This window comes from Paenibacillus thermotolerans, from assembly GCF_028745515.1.
Lineage (GTDB): Bacteria > Bacillota > Bacilli > Paenibacillales > YIM-B00363 > Paenibacillus_AE > Paenibacillus_AE thermotolerans.
This window is the reverse complement of sequence record NZ_JAQZSG010000006.1, coordinates 152,325-168,350: the sequence shown is the minus strand read 5'-3', so window position 1 is coordinate 168,350 and position 16,026 is coordinate 152,325. Positions and strand designations below refer to the sequence as shown.

20 protein-coding genes are annotated in these 16,026 nt (G+C 44.7%); 3 read left to right on the top strand and 17 right to left on the bottom strand.

Annotated elements, in window-relative coordinates:
- Entirely contained in the window at positions 1 to 2,019 is a 2,019-nt protein-coding gene (locus PT964_RS07645) for a phage portal protein (RefSeq protein WP_274362745.1), read from the bottom strand.
- 113 nt (positions 2,020 to 2,132) lie between these two features.
- Complete coding sequence (locus tag PT964_RS07640) at positions 2,133 to 2,561, bottom strand: DUF3908 family protein (RefSeq protein WP_274362744.1); 429 nt, start codon at positions 2,559 to 2,561, stop codon at positions 2,133 to 2,135.
- A 166-nt stretch (positions 2,562 to 2,727) separates the two neighbouring features.
- On the opposite strand from PT964_RS07640, the gene PT964_RS07635 reads away from it, so the two are divergent.
- Positions 2,728 to 3,225: a TIR domain-containing protein gene (locus PT964_RS07635; RefSeq protein ID WP_274362743.1), complete on the top strand. Its 498-nt coding sequence runs from the start codon at positions 2,728 to 2,730 to the stop codon at positions 3,223 to 3,225.
- 449 nt (positions 3,226 to 3,674) lie between these two features.
- Here PT964_RS07635 and PT964_RS07630 read toward each other — a convergent pair whose 3' ends face one another.
- From PT964_RS07630 to PT964_RS07620, 3 genes are all read right to left on the bottom strand, one after another.
- The gene (locus PT964_RS07630; RefSeq protein ID WP_274362786.1) at positions 3,675 to 5,075 is read right to left on the bottom strand and encodes a terminase B; all 1,401 of its coding nucleotides are present in this window, start codon (positions 5,073 to 5,075) and stop codon (positions 3,675 to 3,677) included.
- A 17-nt stretch (positions 5,076 to 5,092) separates the two neighbouring features.
- Positions 5,093 to 5,821: a phage terminase small subunit gene (gene terS / locus PT964_RS07625; protein ID WP_274362742.1), complete on the bottom strand. Its 729-nt coding sequence runs from the start codon at positions 5,819 to 5,821 to the stop codon at positions 5,093 to 5,095.
- Between the two features lie 246 nt (positions 5,822 to 6,067).
- Complete coding sequence (locus tag PT964_RS07620) at positions 6,068 to 6,637, bottom strand: tyrosine-type recombinase/integrase (RefSeq protein WP_274362741.1); 570 nt, start codon at positions 6,635 to 6,637, stop codon at positions 6,068 to 6,070.
- Positions 6,638 to 7,203: 566 nt separating this feature from the next.
- Here PT964_RS07620 and PT964_RS07615 point away from each other — a divergent pair.
- The gene (locus PT964_RS07615; RefSeq protein WP_274362740.1) at positions 7,204 to 7,332 is read left to right on the top strand and encodes a hypothetical protein; all 129 of its coding nucleotides are present in this window, start codon (positions 7,204 to 7,206) and stop codon (positions 7,330 to 7,332) included.
- Between the two features lie 777 nt (positions 7,333 to 8,109).
- Here PT964_RS07615 and PT964_RS07610 read toward each other — a convergent pair.
- The 12 genes from PT964_RS07610 to PT964_RS07560 all read right to left on the bottom strand — a co-directional run bounded on the left by PT964_RS07610 (position 8,110) and on the right by PT964_RS07560 (position 15,461).
- Positions 8,110 to 8,391, bottom strand: coding sequence for a hypothetical protein (locus PT964_RS07610; protein WP_274362739.1), 282 nt, complete (start codon positions 8,389 to 8,391; stop codon positions 8,110 to 8,112).
- A 125-nt stretch (positions 8,392 to 8,516) separates the two neighbouring features.
- A complete protein-coding gene (locus PT964_RS07605) occupies positions 8,517 to 8,735 on the bottom strand; it encodes a hypothetical protein (RefSeq protein WP_274362738.1) in 219 nt (72 codons plus the stop codon).
- Between the two features lie 1,001 nt (positions 8,736 to 9,736).
- Complete coding sequence (locus PT964_RS07600; RefSeq protein ID WP_274362737.1) at positions 9,737 to 10,312, bottom strand: hypothetical protein; 576 nt, start codon at positions 10,310 to 10,312, stop codon at positions 9,737 to 9,739.
- A 319-nt stretch (positions 10,313 to 10,631) separates the two neighbouring features.
- Positions 10,632 to 11,288 carry a hypothetical protein gene (locus PT964_RS07595; RefSeq protein ID WP_274362736.1) on the bottom strand — a complete coding sequence of 219 codons (657 nt, stop codon included), beginning with the start codon at positions 11,286 to 11,288 and terminating at the stop codon, positions 10,632 to 10,634.
- Positions 11,285 to 11,758, bottom strand: coding sequence for an ASCH domain-containing protein (locus PT964_RS07590; RefSeq protein ID WP_274362735.1), 474 nt, complete (start codon positions 11,756 to 11,758; stop codon positions 11,285 to 11,287). Before PT964_RS07590 ends, PT964_RS07595 begins: the two co-directional genes overlap by 4 nt.
- Positions 11,759 to 11,801: 43 nt before the next feature.
- Positions 11,802 to 12,425, bottom strand: a complete 624-nt coding sequence (locus tag PT964_RS07585; RefSeq protein ID WP_274362734.1) for a hypothetical protein — start codon at positions 12,423 to 12,425, stop codon at positions 11,802 to 11,804.
- A 23-nt stretch (positions 12,426 to 12,448) separates the two neighbouring features.
- Entirely contained in the window at positions 12,449 to 12,829 is a 381-nt protein-coding gene (locus PT964_RS07580; protein ID WP_274362733.1) for a hypothetical protein, read from the bottom strand.
- Positions 12,826 to 13,794, bottom strand: coding sequence for a 3'-5' exoribonuclease YhaM family protein (locus PT964_RS07575; protein ID WP_274362732.1), 969 nt, complete (start codon positions 13,792 to 13,794; stop codon positions 12,826 to 12,828). Before PT964_RS07575 ends, PT964_RS07580 begins: the two co-directional genes overlap by 4 nt.
- Before the next feature lie 25 nt (positions 13,795 to 13,819).
- Complete coding sequence (locus tag PT964_RS07570) at positions 13,820 to 14,260, bottom strand: YopX family protein (RefSeq protein ID WP_274362731.1); 441 nt, start codon at positions 14,258 to 14,260, stop codon at positions 13,820 to 13,822.
- A 27-nt stretch (positions 14,261 to 14,287) separates the two neighbouring features.
- On the bottom strand, positions 14,288 to 14,947 hold the full coding sequence (locus PT964_RS07565; RefSeq protein WP_274362730.1) for an HNH endonuclease: 660 nt from the start codon (positions 14,945 to 14,947) through the stop codon (positions 14,288 to 14,290).
- A gap of 18 nt (positions 14,948 to 14,965) precedes the next feature.
- Complete coding sequence (locus PT964_RS26495; RefSeq protein WP_425262686.1) at positions 14,966 to 15,118, bottom strand: DUF6011 domain-containing protein; 153 nt, start codon at positions 15,116 to 15,118, stop codon at positions 14,966 to 14,968.
- On the bottom strand, positions 15,105 to 15,461 hold the full coding sequence (locus tag PT964_RS07560; protein WP_274362729.1) for a hypothetical protein: 357 nt from the start codon (positions 15,459 to 15,461) through the stop codon (positions 15,105 to 15,107). The genes PT964_RS26495 and PT964_RS07560 overlap by 14 nt, the downstream gene beginning before the upstream one ends.
- A 375-nt stretch (positions 15,462 to 15,836) precedes the next feature.
- Here PT964_RS07560 and PT964_RS07555 point away from each other — a divergent pair, with 375 nt between their 5' ends.
- Positions 15,837 to 16,022 (top strand): helix-turn-helix domain-containing protein, encoded by a 186-nt coding sequence (locus tag PT964_RS07555; protein ID WP_274362785.1) that lies wholly within the window; start codon positions 15,837 to 15,839, stop codon positions 16,020 to 16,022.
- Positions 16,023 to 16,026 lie beyond the last annotated feature (4 nt).

Genomic DNA, 16,026 nt, shown 5'->3' with positions numbered 1-16,026 from the left:
CTATTTAGCGGTGTCATGCACTACTGCAAAGTATCGATGCGGACAGTTTGGATGAAGCGGTAACGGAGCCGGCAACGTATCTTTCGTATACGGCGCTCCTGCTATGATGTTCGCGCAATCCTCATGGTTTGTTGCGACCGGCTGTACGTAGTATTCGGTGTACGGCGCGTACTTGTCATCATGAGCAAACAACGCCTCATTCCACGATAACCCGGCTTCGTAGTCGCTGATCTGCGAGGATTTGTACGTCATGCGACGCGTTAACCAGTTGCCCATTTCGTCGGCAATGGCTTTTTCCTTCTCGCTGCCCGTTAGGTCCGCGTACTTCTTCTCCATATCCGCGAGTTTTCCGCGAAGTTCTTCTTCGTACGTATCCATGATCTTTTTCGCGTTATCGTCGGACTGTTTTCGAATGTCGTCTTTCACTTCATCCGGTAACTCGCTAAGTTTTTCCTCGCCCATTTCCGCCCGGCGGCGATTGTACGAAGTTAACCAGGCTTCTTCCTTCAAGTCGTAAAGTGCATCCGACAAGGCTCTAAAATCGTCATGTGTAGGCGTCCAGACATACAGCAACGAATCAATAGAAGTTACATTGTCGCCACGTCTCAAGAGCATCGCCATGAGCAATAGATACGCCGCAATAAACTCTTCTTCTGCATCGCGTGTATCTTCATGCACGATTGGATCATGAAACGCTTCTGCTTTCATCCGCCTAGCCTTTACCGGCTCGTTTGGAGGCAAAGGCGTTGATTCCGGTGGAGGTTCTTGTTCTTCCATCGGCTTGTTGATGTCGATCGACTTCACGCTGCCTGGTAGCAACACAACTTCACCGTGTTTATTCGGATGCGTTTTCTTACCCTTCGATCCACGGACCTCATCGACCGTGAATACTTTCCGGTCCAGATAGATTTGATCGATTTCCGCTTGTGTCTTTTGGTCCTTAAGCGATTGTGCGTAAATGAATTTGAACTGTATCACATCACCTAAACCGAAGTAGTCATCAATAATCTTGTCGTTGATGTATTCGGATATGGTGTCCGCGATGGATTGAATGGTCGCGTTAGTATCCTCATCTTCAGAATCAGCTGTGCTACGGTTTACGTCTTTCGTCTGGCCCAGCTTTTTAGGAGAGACACCGAAAGCAATAGCTACGATCTCGATTAAGAACCGTTGCCATTCAATAAACAGCGCTTTATCGTCTGTCGCACCTAAATCCAAGACAGAAGGATTCTCACCGCCGATGATCGGCGGTACGCCTTTTCCTTGAACCTCAGCTTCCCAGTAAGCACGAAATAACGCTACAGCTTTTGCATCAGCGGTTTTACCGAGGTTCAGAATCTTGCGAATGAACGTGTTCTTCGCCTGATTCCCGGCGTTTTTGTGCGCTGCTATGAAGTTATTGACCGATTCCCACACCGTTTCAAGCGGAGATAATCCGAACGGCGTATTTGTTCGCGGATTCATTCGGATATACATCAACTCGTCGTCCGTAAGGTGAACATACGTTCCATTTGGCAACCGTTGAGCATACCGGTACGAATCTTTTTTGCCGTCCCAGTTTGGGTACAGTTCAATCGAAAACCCATCAACCGGAAACAATCGCAGTGGCCGCATTTTATCTCCGGCCTTTGCAATCTCAGCAGCACCGGCACTCGCAACAAGCATATCTTCCACGATTTGCTCCAACCAGAGCCGGAATGAGTCTGTTTGATTCGGCTTGCGCAGCGTCCGCGTGATGAGTTTGCACGCTTCGGCATACTTCTCTTGATCGTTCTCGTCAATCGCCGCAACGGACCAATCCAATCGCGAGATACCGTCTTTTATAACGTTTATCGCTCGGCGCGGAATTGGTGATTCACTAAGCAGCCGTAGATTCGCCGGCGTTCGTTTCATTACAGGCTGATTCGTCTTTCCACCGAACCAATAAAACGGAAACGGGTAAGCCTCTGTTTGTCGATCGGGTTCATTCTTCATCCGCCCAGCTTCTAGCCATTCGATAAACCATGATCTCAGACCCAAGTGTTGACCTCCTTTCTTTCCCAAATAAAAAAAGAAGGTAAGGAAAATTTTCCCGACCTTCTCTTAACGTTCATTCTTATCCATTTAAACTATAACTTATTTAAACTCCTTATTTACTGCGGATTTGAAAGCATTTTAAATATTTCCTTTATCTTTTTGCCGTATCTGAACGCCCACGTATCATTTGTATCTTGGTGACTTCTTAAGTTGATTTCTTCCTCGTTTGTATATCGAATTAATAATCCGACTTCAGATTCATTCCGTGTTGATTTGAATAGCTCAATATTTCGGATATTTTTATAATAAAGTGATTTAAGAATAATGCCGTTATCCCCTTGAATTATTGCTATGACATGATCTTGCATGAATGCATACAGTTCAATATTCGTATTTTCAACAAATAAATTTTTGGGGTAAAAAACTTTTACGTCATCTTCATTTACATATTCTTTTAATACTTCCGAAAGTAAACCGATTGTTGTCTGTCCATAAAACGATTTTTGCACCGCGTGATCGACGAATCCTCTGTAATTCATTTCCATAGTGAACCGCTCCTTTAGTTGAGTTTACATTTACTTCTACTTATTGCAATAAGTATCCTGCAAACCGTCGCACTAATGGATTTTCAAATATAGTTTAGTATAGTAAAATATTTCCTAAAGGTAGAATAATCGAATCCTAGATTTATGTTTAGAGGAGGCGGTAAATATGGTCAGGCAAGTGTTTTATAGCTTTCATTATGAACCAGACAGTGTCAGAGCTTCTCAAGTAAGAAATATGGGTGTCATCGAAGGGAATCAACCAGCAAGGGATAATGATTGGGAAACAATAAAACGTGGTGGGAAAGCAGCCATTCAAAGATGGATCGATTCTCAACTTCACGGACGTTCTTGCACCGTAGTATTAATAGGAGAAAATACTGCAGGTCGAGAATGGATAAATTACGAAATTAGTAAGTCTTGGAATGACAATAAAGGTGTTCTCGGTATCCATATTCACAATTTAAAAGACTTTTCAGGGAATCAATCGAGAAAAGGGAACAATCCTTTTGATTACGTTGTATTCACAGAAAGCCAAAGAAAACTATCCACTGTTGTCCATACTTATGATCCGCCATACCGAGAAAGTAAAGATGTTTATTCATATATTAAAGATAATCTTCCTGGTTGGATTGAAAAAGCAATAGCACTCAGAGAAAAATATTAGCTGGAGGATATTATGAACGACGTTATACATGAAGACTCCCAATCCGTACAATCTCATTTAAATATCCTTCAATCCATAATTCAGCGAATGTCAGCAAATAGTGCCTCATTGTGGTCATGGTTGATAAAGGGAAGCCGGAATATAACCTAATTGCTATTGTTCCGGTAGCGCTTTTCTTAGTAATGGATACTTATTACCTAGCATTAGAAAAATCATTTCGGAATTCATACAATTCTTTTATACAAAAATTACACAATGGGACGCTTGTTATGAAGGATTTATATATTGTTGCACCTAATGGTAATCTTTTTATACTGTTTCTTAAGTCCATCATTTCTATTTCAATTTGGCCCTTTTATTTAATCTTATTTGCCATGATAGTGATCGTGTACTCGTTACTTTGAAATATCCCTGTCGATCGACTGTCGGCAGGGATTTTTCCTTATAATTTAACCGAATGCAAAACCACTATCCTGATTTACATTTGCAAAAGCTAATATTAAAGCGTCGGCCCGGTCCGGAGACTGTAGCCCACGCTTTTTCATATCTTCTTTGCGTTCTAAATATATCTTCCCATTACTGCCCATTCGCCATTTCCTTGTTGTGAGCTGCGCGATCAGCTTTTCATCATCTGGAAGCTCCAACACTCCGGTTCGCCCGAGCATATAGTTACTCATGTTCTCTTCCAGCATTTCTTTTATATGGCCCCACAACTCAGACCCAAGGTTCCCGTAATACTCATCGATAGCCTTTGAACCGTTATGGACCGGGATTATGGTGTATCCGAGTCCCGTTTCATCGTTCACTTCATTCAGTCGGTCCGTTACACCGCCGCCTACGCCGTCATCGTCTATCCGGATCTCGACTTCGGTTACGTCCGAACGTTCCGCTTTAACGTCATCGATTAAGCGAAGCACCCAGCCGGCAGTTACCATGGTGTCCTGTTTAAAATGATGCTTTTGATTAACTACTTTGCCGCCGATCCGCGCATAAATGCTCGTTTCGTCATCACCAAATCGGGCAACGTCGCAACCGACGAATAGCTTTGTGCCTTTCGCCTCAAGCCTAACTTCATCTTTCGCAAATTCGGCAGCTTCGAGAGAAATGAACGTGTCAGCTTCGCCACGCGGGAATTCTCCTTCTACCCGCACCCTCCATACATCGCTTCCCTCACCGTATTTCCGTTTAAGCATGGCGATGTTATCTTTGCTCGTTCTTGGACTGTCTAAGCAGGATACTTTATGCGTCCGGTAATCCGCCCGATCTTTATTGTGAGAATCAAAAAAGACCCCACTTGTTTTTGTGGGGTTCCCGCACATTAGCAGCTTATTGAACGGACCGGATAATGTACCAAGTATTGCTTCCATGATCTTATCTTCAACGCCGGAGGCTTCGTCTACGATGAAGAGCATATAGTCCTCGTGGAAGCCTTGCATGTTCTCCGGCTTCGTCGCTGTCCTGGCCGTTGCGAACCATCGTTCCTCATAATTCCGCATGTAAATCTTTGTTTTGGTCCACTTGAGGATTCGCTTTAAGATCGGACTCTTGCTCTGCCACTTACTTATCTCAGCCCATAAAACATCATGAAGCTGCTGACGTGTCGGAGCTGTGCAGACGACTTTCGGAAACGGAAAGCAAGAAAGGAACCAGAGCGCCACAACTGATTCTAATCCAGTTTTCCCGACTCCTTGCCCCGATCGGACTGAGACAAGGCGGTCATTTGCAATATCGTTTAATACTTCCGCCTGCCATACGTCTGGCTCGAATTTGAGAATTTCTCTACAAAACAAAACTGGTTCCCGCTGGTAGACCGGAATGCGTTTCTTAAACGCCTGTAGCCTCCTCTTCATCTCTGGAGAGCTCTTTGTCAATCACCAATCACCGCCTCGACCCAATCCTCTATCAGTTCATCATCCGCATCTCCACTGCCTCCTGCTTTGGTCTTGAGCACTTCGACTTCCGTTTGTGCCTTCTCGACCTGAACCTTCATGAGTTCCAGTTTCATATGTCTTTCATCATTCTCAGGGGCAGCAGAAAGAAATTGCTTAATCGCAGATCGGAGTTCCCGATTGATTGCAGCGAATGCCTTTAGATCGTTTGCTTGTTTATCCCAAGCAAACTGCAACTCGTATTCTTCCTCGGTCCCCCACTCTGAAGGTTTCTCTCGTTTGAGTTCCTTCGTCAGGTCATCCTTGTCGCGAACGAACATGATCCGCTGCGCCCACAACATTTTTCCGAATGCGATTTCTACACCTTGCCACAAGATATCAAGGGGGTCCATTTGTTGGGCTACTTTCATAAGTTCCTGAAAGTCAGGGTCTTGAGGTAGGAATTTGCTGTAGATACCATTTTTGAGGGCGTTCGTATTTCCGGAAGGGGCACCACCTTTGTTTCCCTTCGCATTCTTATTCCCTTTCGGAGCGCCCCGTGGCCGTTTAAGTGGAATATCATCCCACTTATCTAAAAACTTCCATTTTCGGACGAGTACATCAGAAACGCCAAGCTCGTCTGCTATCTCTGTCAGCTTCATCTTTCGACCGCTCTTGAGCCAAAGTTTGAGGGCGGTTAATCGGTTGCTGCTTCGTTCCCTCGCCATTACATTTCACCCAACTCCATCGATTTGAGTTGAATGGAACGCTCTTACGAAATTTTCCTTTAGCGTTACCATTCATATTACTGTATTGAATCGATTTTTCAGCGGAATAAAATCATCGATTTTTCCTAAAATATGGAACACGGGAGAACCATAACATATATTCTGTTGCACTCAACAAGTTCGCGAATACTGCGTAATTATGAGTAATTTCCCGTTTTCAGAAAATGAGTGCGACATTCACCATATTTATGGGTAACTTAACTCCAAAATTGCAGCGTCCATCATGTCTTGTGTAAAGCCAATATAGCGTAGGGTGGTCGTTTCTTGGTCGTGATTGAACATTTCCATTAGTAACGCTAGGTTCCTTCTGTCCTTCATATAGAGATGATATCCCCATGTCTTTCGCATGGTGTGTGTCCCGATCTCGGTGAGTCCGAATTGTCGAGCTGCCTTGTTTAGCATTTTGTAAGCGGAACTTCGGTCAAGCGGCTGCTTTCGTAGTTTCGACTTCTTCTTTATTTGCCTGCTCGGAAATAGATAATCGTTGTCGTTCAATTTTTCAATATATCGTTCAAGCTCGGGGCGAATAGCCGGATGAATAATAAAACGCTTTTCCTTCTTCGTTTTCTTTTCACGGATATAGACATGCGTTTTCCCTCGAACCATACCGGCTCTAAGCTGACGTAGATCGGAAACTCGCAAGCCGCTGTAAATCCCCATCGTGAAAAATAAATAATTTCGAATGCTGCGCAACTTCAAGTAGTGCTGGATACCTTCGATGATCTCAGGGTCACGAATTGGTTGAACGAAATTCATTTGTTCGGCCCTCTCTCTTTTTGACTTAAATAAAAATAGAGAGATACGACGTTTGCCGCACTCCCAAGTAATATTTCACTTCTAAAACTCAAAGCCTCGTCTCAAATTGGACTTCTTTCTCTGGCCATTACATTTATTCACCACCGCCACAACTTTTTTTTAAAAAAACCTGATATTTTTTTTGAACATAATCCCTTTAGTATCAACAGGTTCCCGCTTTTAGATTAATGTCAATATTTTTTGTGTTCTATTTTGAAGAGAAAATCGATTTACTTCGTTCCCGATAATTTCCTACAATGAGATTGACGATAAAAACGCCTCACTGAAACTAATCAGTTGAAGCGTTAAAAATACAGAAAGGAGAAATAATTTGAATCGTCGTAATTATGGTTTCGATATTAAAGACTTGATTATCTTGATGCTTGTTATTGCACAATTCATTCGTTGATACTTCTAGGGGCCGTTTCTTCGGCCTCTTTTTCTTTTTCTATCAACTCAGAACAAATGTTCCATTAACATAGCAAAATGTTGTATAATAGTGGAATAGAGAGGGGGGGTGTTTTTAAATGCCGAATAAAAAGCAAACAAGCAAGTCTGTTGCAAAAACTGCATCTAAGATTTTGCGTGACGATCGTTACAGTGCTGCATCAAAGAAGGTCGCCGGAAGTGCACTAGCTCAAACGAAAAAGAGGTAATAACATCATGTCAATCAGAACTTAGCCACTTACACGAATCCGTAGTTCGTTAAGTGGTTTTTTATTGCATACATTCCATAAATATAGGGAGATACGAGGTTATCCGTACTCCCTCGGGGTACTCTGTTTTTGAAGTATTTAACGACGAATTACCATACCTTGACGGATCATAAAACCTTCCGTTGCACCATAGCGTCCAATGCGTCCCTGTCACATCATCGAAATGGAGTTTGACAATGCTTACGTCGGGCAAAATCCCTTTGAACCGGGTCAGCTTCTCATCACATTGGATTCCTAACTTTTGGAGAGCTGTGACAACATCTTTTGTCCTAGTCCCACCATTCTTCCCGCCGAACGCCTCGATTGACTCTTCCAACGACACTTCGGCAATCATAGCGACACAGGTTTGACCGCACAAACTCGATCCAGACGGTTGAAAGATATGATTGATCTTCATTTCCACTTCCATCGCTTCATGAACTTATCATTCTCTCGCCGTTCCTCTCGGTTTACCGGGTCCACGCTGATCTCATAGGTGTACCGAATTAACCAATCAAATAATCTCCTCACGTCCGTTCCTCGCTCTCCTCAACCCTTCTTGGATTCCCATCTCATAGCCGTGTCGGTATCCTTCGCTGTAAATGTTCGCGTTATGTGCTTTTTCAGCTTCTCGCAAATGCTTTGGTTTTTTCTTTTCACGTTTGGGCTTGCCCCTCATAGGTTCATCCCCTCCAGACTGCCACGGCCTGATAGACGTAGCAGTGTGCAGTGGACGAACTACTCTGCCGGCGTGAAGTCAACATAATACTCTTTGCCGACTTCGAACTGTTCAGCAGTAGCCGGATTCACAACTGACAATTCAATCTTCCCGCCCGGAGTCCAGCGAAAGAAATCTTTGTTTTCTTCACTGTTTCCAGTTACCGGTTGCAAAGTAATGTTCGAAGTTACACCTTCAGGGCTATACCCTACTTTGCCGTTACCTGTACATAGGAATTTTGCTCTTACTTTCATATCGATCACCTCCAAAATAGAAATAAAACCGGCTGTTGCTTCGGCCAACCGGCAAGCCGCCACGATCTCAACCTTCGCGCCTATGGTCAACGCTGAAAGGAGCGCAATTCCACCTACTATCCTTTACCCCCGGATAGAGGTCAATGTCATGGGAATTGTCGGGGAGGATGAGATTATCGAAAGTGTAGGAATATGCCAACTAATGACCAAAACATAACGCTAAGTAAGAAAGCGTTTACTAAGCCTCGGAAGAATCCGAGACCGTCGTCTTTACGCACTTCTGTTTTGAGCAGAACTGTTTGGTCCCAGTCCAATTGCCCCACATGCAACCTTTGCATTTCTTCGGCTGCTGTTCCTTGTTCTTGATCTTCGTAAAAATCACGACCTTTCATTATCACTCTGGCTCCCTCCCCTGCCATTTCATTGAGTGATTCACCCTAACGAAAAAAGCCGCGTTTCCGCGACTTCCCCCGTTCAACCTATTGATACTTTTTAGACATATGGTATCACTGCAGGAGCCGCCATTTTCCCAACCAATAGACCCACATTGGAACCGTGTCGTACACGGTCGCGGCAGGCGGTTACGTGGCAAATGGCGTAACCAGTCGTTCTCTTTTCCTTTTGTGAGGAGAGTCAAAAACGACAAACAATGTAACCCCTGCACTAATACCATATGGAGGCGGTAATTTATTGGATGCGCCTACCGCCGATGCGCCGTGCCCGGAATGGGCTTCTTGCGGACTCGGGCTATTGCCCTCAACGTCCATTTCCCCGATTGAATCCCCGCGTGGCCCTTGCCGACCGTTGATATTGCGGCCCCGCCCATTAGGGTCGTTGTATAGGGTGCTCTCTATCGTTCGAATGTCGGACGGGACGCGGGGTATATGTGATGCGCGTGACTCAACTTCTCCGCCCTTACTCCCACCAGTGGGTAGGTTTGACTTAGAGCCTAGGACATTTTTACGCGCTAATCACCGCCGGATGCCGCCGAACACCCTAGGGAGTTGCCAGCATCCATTGATTGCTTGGGTGGGCTGGTCCCGTTTAAGCCCGTGCAATTTTGGAGCGCGGCGGGTGTTCACCTCCACATATAGTTTGCACACAATACATAGTAAGTGCATACACACCACCGAGCGCATCCGCTGCTCTGTGTGATAAGCAACGGAAACTGTCTTTCTAACGAGAGAAAGGCACTTTCCATTGTTTATCAGGCATAAAGCCCTTTCCTCGCTTCGCACCATCGCAATTAATGCTAAGGCTGCATCGGCTGCAACCATTCAGCGCGTTCGAGTGCCTCCTTTGATAAGGGCTAGGATGGCATCACCCGGAAGAGGTATTTCCTTCCTACTGATGCCATCGTATCGCCCTCTAACTACGCGCACGCTACGGATTTTTATGACCACTCCTTTATGATGAATTTGCATTCACCTTCCGGATCTCTGCCCGGTCCGTAATCAATTTCTATTAGGTCCAGCTCCCGATTTAATTTCAGGCTGTTTGCGATGTTCTTTATGATGTTTCGGCGTTTCTCAAAGAAGGTTGTCGTTCCGATCGGCCATATATCATCCGTTCTCTTGATCCGCGTCATATGAGCTTGCGCCCGCTTGCTTTTCATTCCATCAATAAATAGGAGCTTTGCAATCATCTTTTCATGCGGATCGCGGATATTGTTTATGACGCCGCTGAGTACGCGGGACCGTTCTTTGTAAAAACGGTACAGTACTTCGCGCTTGTCCTTCAAAATAACAGTGTTGGCCGTAACGTTGGAGATGTCTTGTTCATTTTCCTTTTTTCCGGATCCGTGAGCCGCCGCGAGGTCATATTCAGTCATCCCATCGGTCAACGTGTTATTGTTCAGCTCATAGTTCTTAATGATATCCAGCATGCCAGGATAGAGTTTAAGCAGCCATTTTGTTTTGATAACGTCTTCTTCCGTTAAGTCATCAAACAAAGATAGCTGTACAATCATCCTCGTATCTTCTCTCTCCGCGCTAACTTCCTTTGTAATCACTAAATCACCCCTTTACATTTCTTGATTACAAGCTGTTTAATTGTTTACGAGGTGGTAGACTTGTTCAAACGTTCCTTACATCTTCGAACGGATAGAGACTTTCAAAAAGCACTGATGGCAAAGTATATAGTAAAGATAATTCAGTCAGGTGAAGATTGCGGCGAAGGGGTTATTTATCAATTCGACTCGGATGAGGTCATTATTCTTGATACAGAAAGTCAGAATCCGGCGCATTTTTTCCGTTCGGCATGTGAGTTTTACGCCGAGAGGTAACCGATTATTCCTTTGCCACTACATCAACAATCAAACCTAAACTGCTGCCGCTACGGAGAGCATCCGCAACCATTTCTGCTTCTCCCCTCGTCGTATATTCCTCCAGATCATCGCTACCCGGTTTACGTAAGAATCTAGGTTCAATGCCGGGACCAGATATTTGAATCAAATATACCTCTGACTTATCTCCTTTGATGGATTGGAGTGCTTTTTGTATTTCTTCCCTCGCCCAGACTGGTAAATCTCTATTAAGGAGTTTGTCGGCTTTCTCCAACGCTTCCACCGCTTGATTTAGCTGCATTTCCCAACTCTTCACTTCAGAAGGAAGTAGACATACGAATTGCTCGCGCTCTTTCGTTAACCTCTCTATTTCCGCTTCCTTCTCTGCTAACTTGGTGAGGAGAGGGCGGATTTTCTGAACTTTCTTTTGAATACCTACCACTTGTTCGAGATAGTGGAATGCTTCCTCAATCTCTTTTAAATCTACGTCCGTAGAGGGAAGTTCGGGTAAAAGGTCGATCTCTCCCGTTTCGATTCCGTCACGAAGAATAACCATGATTCCGGCAGGAACGTGCGCCCCTTTGTCATATAAATCATTTGCCGATTGATTAAGATACGCAATCAACTTCGCTTTACTTATTACTCCGTCTATCCGCGTCATGCCAGCCCCTCCCAATTCCATAATCCTTGCTGACCTTTCACCGGAATAGGTTCGATCAGTCGAACGTTCGCTAATTCCCACGCGTAACGGCCCGGTGTATAATCACCGAAAGAAAACTCATTTTCATCAATGAAAAAGTCATCATTTTGACCGTGCAATGCAGGATAACCATCGCTAAAAAACCAATCCGATACTTTTCTGCAATCCACCAAATCAGCGATCGCTACAATCGCTCCTGTCGGCATTCTGCTCAACGCGCCCGATGCGATATTAAAATAGTTATAATAGACGCTATACATCTGTCGTTGTACTTTATTCGGCAACGACTGCATCATATCGTGCGGGTCCTTCTTGCTTGCATGTATCGCAATCTGCCCGCGATAATTTGTCTTCCATCCCCGCGTTTCAAAGCGCTTTGCACCAATGGCAATTAACGATGCCCAAGGTTGGTGTATCGTTATAGCTTTCATATTGATTCCTCCATAATAGTATTATTCGGCCAAGGCCACCGGACTAACGTCCCGAGATTGGCTTCAAGTATCCGAGGTCGATCGCAAGCTGCTGGATCGCCCCCATATCTTCTTTTGGGTATCCCCAGTGCGGGCAATACAGACCACCGTATCCGTTGTTGTGATTGGCATCGTCGTCGCCGAAGATATAATCCCTGAAGTCGTTGACCAAACCCCAAAGAGTCCCGCCGTGGGAGAATGCATGCTTCTGCTCCCGTGTCTTCCCTTCCTTGCCGGCCACCATCAAGATCGGCTCACCTGTATAATCATCCGTATACCATAACCAACCGTTTGCCCAATGAAAGGCCGCGAATCTATCGTGCTTCTTCGAGTAAAGGAACCGACGTCCACGGCTACCGATCTCCCGGATCAACCGATTGATGAGTTCTATTCTTTCCGGTCGCTCGAATGGCGCTGATCCAGGTAACGGCTCTGATTGACCGACTTTTCGCACCCGGATTTGCTTGCACAAGTCGATGAAGCTCATCTCCCAGCAATCGGATACCTCGATCCATTCATCGTACTTCGCGGCTCCGGCGGTCCTCGCAGTTTTCAGGAAAGAATAAGCTGGGTGGTCGCCCCACATTCCCTCGGGGTAACTGACTTCGTACAGATTTATCGAATTCATCCGTTCAAGCCCCTCCTTTTGCTTTAAACACCCTTAATCTCATACAACAGTTGATTCAATAACAACTTTGGAACACCGGTTCTTCGTGACAATTTGCTTCTTGAAACGTATGGGTCATGAGCTTTGATGTATTCGCGGATATGAGCAGGAATATTAGTTGTATCTAGTACAATCGGGTTAGTGATTTCTACCTTTTCAACATTTCCGATTTCGTATTGATCGATGAGAACTTTATATTTACCCCGTCCCAATTGACTTAAAGCATTTACTGATATAAGCCTAGCAATTACCCTGTCAACAATATCCCGACTCAAATCGAGAATTTTTACAATATCTTTTCTGATTATTTTGCCATTTGCACGGATGACTTCTAAGACTTTCGCCTCTCTCTCCGTTATTATCAAACTAAACCACTTCCCCTTAAACGAAAAATCGCCTTGTTTTCAAGACCTCGAATCGTTGGTGTCCATTGTTCAGTTTCCGGTGTTGTATCGAGGGCATCTTCTACCATCTGAAGCTTCGCATCGAGCTGATCGATGTAATGAAGGGCTACGGCTTCCGGCAATTGAGGTTGGACCGGGCTACCCCATTCACCCAGGTTGTGATGAGACAAAACGATGTGCTGCAGGGCGAGAATCCGTTCGTCATTCGGGTCCAGTCCGTTCATATGTACCGCCTCAATAATCCACCCATAGACCATTGTGATATGCCCGAGCAACTTTCCTTTCAGGCTGTAATCGGATACGATGCCGAGCTGCGATTCCATTTCTTCCGTCTTGGCTATGTCGTGCAGGATAATCCCAGCCCTAACCAAATCCGGATTTAAAAACGGACGCTTCCGGCATATAAATTCGCCTACTTCTAGCATTCGGCAGATATGATAGGCTAGTCCGGCGTAATAAGCATGATGCATTCCTTTAGCCGCCGGGAAGTGCATCAGCTTATCTCCGACCTTCTGAATGCAATACAAAACGATTTGACGAATGACCAAATCCCCTATACTCTCAGCCGTCCGGTTAATGATGTGTACCAGGTCAACCGGCGCGATCGGCGCGGACCGGATGAAATCCGTTAGCGTTACCCCATCCTCTTCATTTGCCTTTCGGATTCTGTTTATCTTGAACTGAAGCTTGTCATTGTACGTTTGAACTGTACCCTGAACCTTCACAACATCCATTGCGAAAAATGTTTCTTTATCCGTTGGGGTTACGTCCCAAAACTTCGCCGGGATTTCGCCGCTTGCATCGCAAAGGATGATATCAAAGTAATCCTTCGGCGGCGTGGATCTCGTTTGCCTTAAATCCAAACCTTTCAGAAGGTAGAACCCTGTAATTTCTTCGCCTACAGCGAATGTTTTAATGAGTGTCATGTATTATTTCGTCCTTTCGAGCACTTTACGGGCAATTTCCCATGAGTTCGGCGTTCTCGTAGATGTTGCCGATGACTTCCAGTTCTTCTTCCAAAACTATTCCAGGCAGTAAAACCTTTGTGACCCCTGTTACCAACTTCATTCCGAGCCAAACGCCTTCGATAAAAGTTATTGAACCGATAACAGGTGCTTTGGTTTCCTTCACTTCGTTCCTGCTGCAATCGGTGTAAATAACCATCGTGTGTTTTACGATGTCACCGTCATAAATCTCTTTACCGTTCTTGTCTTTGAGGCCCGTAAACTGCAATAATTCAAAGTCGGATAACCTGAGTTTGTTAAACCCCTTATTATCGATTGGAAGATAAACACCAAGCACCTTAGTTTCAAAATTGATGCTTTCCAACCGATCGGGCAGGACCATTTCTCCTAGCGGTTTATACCAAGCCCGAAACTTAAACTCACGCATCTGTTCGCCTCCTTCAGCAGCCGTATATTAGTCATTAAAGTGTCCATAACCGAATTGAGTTTCATTACTACGAACTGATGTTCCTATTATATCACCCATAAGGCGGGCGAAGGTAGATATTTCCCTTTCATCCATTCCATCAATCAATCGGATCTCGGCAGCTTTTAACTTTCGTCCAGCGGCTAAAGCAAGAAGGTTCACGATCGGTTCCAGCTCCGAGAGGCGTTGCTTTTGTTCTTCCTCTGCTGCCTTAGCCGCGGCTTCCTTGCGGTTGAACTCTTCCCAGTCTTGCTCGTCATACCAAAAACGAGGTCCATATTTCAAAGCGTAAAAGTTAATCCATTGTTGAAGTTCATCTTCATTGGTTTGAATCCGATCATGGCAGAGGTCATTAAGCCTCATACCATTTGTCTTAACTCCGCGACCACCCCGGCCACGTGGCATTACGTGATGAGTCGATTGATCTGGACGACCACAACCGCACTGGCACTTACCATTTGCCTCTGCAATCAATTCCGCAACCACTTTACGCGGGAACTCGCCCCGATCTGCCATCGAAGCCTTTGGTTGGTAGTGAGCGAATAGGTTTTGTTTATATTCCGGCAAAGGCTTTTTCTCCTTCTTGCGTTGAAGGCTGTTGTATGGCTTCTTTTCCTTCACTTTGCGTTCCGGTTTCGGAAATAACATATTCGCTCACTACCTTTCTTAAAAGTTAATGACCATCTGTTCGACTTTCGATGATTTTTTCTTGGCATACTTCTCTTGGCATTTGGGCCCGATACCCGTCTTACGGTAAACAGGATTCTTTAACCGACGGCGGCAAATCAAGCAATGAGAATGCTCTTTAACCTCCGCCATTTTTAAGCATCCTTCGTACATCATCTTTCAGCCATTCGCTATGCTTTACGAACTCCATGATCTCCCCGATATTCATTGCGTTTTTACGAACCTCTTGGTCAGTCCATTCCGTTTTGGAGCATTCGGAATACCGGAAAGTTTCGAGAAAGTTTACAGTTTCCAAATACGCGTTGTAAGTGGTACAAAGGATACTCTTGTCTTTATAGGGTGCCGAGATTGTCTTTGTGACGCAAAGTACCTTTGATTCCGCATATTTAGACATTGTTTCGATGGATTTCATTACGGCTTTTTGCAAAATCTCCGGCGCTTCATCCAACTGAATGTAACTCTTGATGAAGGTCATGTTGCTCACCTACCTTTTCAAGGTATCCCGCTTGCTCCAGGACACTGTAATGCCTTTCCCTTTCTTCCGCTGTGAAGCTGATCGGGAGAACTGTATGAGCTGCGTAAAAGGCGATTGCCTCCCGTATTTCTACCGGCTGACTGTCCAAGGTTGTTAAGTCGATCTTCTTTGGTTCCACTTGACCACCATCCTCAAGCTCAGGAAATTTTTCCTTACCACTTCGTTATCGCTTATCGTATTTCGAATAACTTTCCTGAAATAAATATACGATATCGTATAATTAATGTCAATGGGTATTGAAAATAAATATTCGTTATCGTATACTTTCGTTAGAGAGGGGGGCAACCGGAATTGATAACTGTTAAGCCGAATCTAATGCCACTATTAAAAGAGTTAGGGATTACACAAATGCAACTTTCACATATGTCCGGCGTACCTCAAGGATCGATAAGCCGGTTTGATAAGAATTCGCGTCATGAGGACTCGCATCTTTTTTCAATAGCTCGTGCTTTGAACGTTCCAGTTGAGAAGCTATTTGTAGTGGAGGAGCATGAGGGATAAACTT

Bases quoted from the DNA above. Each gene is read 5' to 3' on its own strand.
- PT964_RS07640 (WP_274362744.1), bottom strand. From the start codon at position 2,561: ATGGAAATGAATTACAGAGGATTCGTCGATCACGCGGTGCAAAAATCG.
- PT964_RS07635 (WP_274362743.1), top strand. From the start codon at position 2,728: ATGGTCAGGCAAGTGTTTTATAGCTTTCATTATGAACCAGACAGTGTC.
- PT964_RS07630 (WP_274362786.1), bottom strand. From the start codon at position 5,075: ATGAAGAGGAGGCTACAGGCGTTTAAGAAACGCATTCCGGTCTACCAG.
- terS (WP_274362742.1), bottom strand. From the start codon at position 5,821: ATGGCGAGGGAACGAAGCAGCAACCGATTAACCGCCCTCAAACTTTGG.
- PT964_RS07620 (WP_274362741.1), bottom strand. From the start codon at position 6,637: ATGAATTTCGTTCAACCAATTCGTGACCCTGAGATCATCGAAGGTATC.
- PT964_RS07615 (WP_274362740.1), top strand. From the start codon at position 7,204: ATGCCGAATAAAAAGCAAACAAGCAAGTCTGTTGCAAAAACTGCATCT.
- PT964_RS07605 (WP_274362738.1), bottom strand. From the start codon at position 8,735: ATGAAAGGTCGTGATTTTTACGAAGATCAAGAACAAGGAACAGCAGCC.
- PT964_RS07600 (WP_274362737.1), bottom strand. From the start codon at position 10,312: ATGATTGTACAGCTATCTTTGTTTGATGACTTAACGGAAGAAGACGTT.
- PT964_RS07595 (WP_274362736.1), bottom strand. From the start codon at position 11,288: ATGACGCGGATAGACGGAGTAATAAGTAAAGCGAAGTTGATTGCGTAT.
- PT964_RS07590 (WP_274362735.1), bottom strand. From the start codon at position 11,758: ATGAAAGCTATAACGATACACCAACCTTGGGCATCGTTAATTGCCATT.
- PT964_RS07585 (WP_274362734.1), bottom strand. From the start codon at position 12,425: ATGAATTCGATAAATCTGTACGAAGTCAGTTACCCCGAGGGAATGTGG.
- PT964_RS07575 (WP_274362732.1), bottom strand. From the start codon at position 13,794: ATGACACTCATTAAAACATTCGCTGTAGGCGAAGAAATTACAGGGTTC.
- PT964_RS07570 (WP_274362731.1), bottom strand. From the start codon at position 14,260: ATGCGTGAGTTTAAGTTTCGGGCTTGGTATAAACCGCTAGGAGAAATG.
- PT964_RS07565 (WP_274362730.1), bottom strand. From the start codon at position 14,947: ATGTTATTTCCGAAACCGGAACGCAAAGTGAAGGAAAAGAAGCCATAC.
- PT964_RS26495 (WP_425262686.1), bottom strand. From the start codon at position 15,118: ATGGCGGAGGTTAAAGAGCATTCTCATTGCTTGATTTGCCGCCGTCGG.
- PT964_RS07560 (WP_274362729.1), bottom strand. From the start codon at position 15,461: ATGACCTTCATCAAGAGTTACATTCAGTTGGATGAAGCGCCGGAGATT.
- PT964_RS07555 (WP_274362785.1), top strand. From the start codon at position 15,837: ATGCCACTATTAAAAGAGTTAGGGATTACACAAATGCAACTTTCACAT.